The following is a 428-nucleotide window of genomic DNA, read 5'->3' as shown; positions in this document are numbered from 1 at the left end:
CCAAGCAAGGTGAACCTAAGATTGTTGAAGAACTGAGCTATCCTGTGACAGGTAAGCATTGTGTTGATCGTATCTATACTGACTTATGCGTGATTGACGTGACCCCAGAGGGTTTAAAAGTGCTTGAAAAAGTTGCAGGTCTGAGCTTTGAAGAATTACAGGCTTTGACGGGTGCTCAATTGATTGATGCGACATAGGGATAATAAATCCCTCCCTTGCGGAATGATTAAATCTCCCCTAACCCCTCTTTATGAAAGAGGGGGAACTTCTTCTTTTACAAAGAGGTGAGCTGCGGTAGTAGCAGCGCAAGGGAGATTATTTAAGGATATAAACAACATGAAAAACGCTTACATCATAGATGCCATCCGTACCCCATTTGGTCGTTATGCCGGTGGTCTTGCGCCAATACGTGCAGATGATCTCGGTGC

Annotated in this window: 1 protein-coding gene and 1 pseudogene; both read left to right on the top strand. The window is 44.4% G+C overall.

Translation table 11 applies throughout. The features are described from left to right. Positions 1-197, top strand: a pseudogene (locus ACG916_RS21550) (3-oxoadipate CoA-transferase); the annotation flags it as partial. 139 nt (positions 198-336) lie between these two features. Continuing rightward, positions 337-428 (top strand): hypothetical protein (locus ACG916_RS21545; protein WP_419329381.1); only part of this gene is annotated, 92 nt, incomplete at its 3' end.

Source organism: Acinetobacter legionensis, from assembly GCF_048552295.1.
Lineage (GTDB): Bacteria > Pseudomonadota > Gammaproteobacteria > Pseudomonadales > Moraxellaceae > Acinetobacter.
Note: the sequence above shows the minus strand (reverse complement) of the source record. Positions and strands in the feature narration are given on the sequence as shown.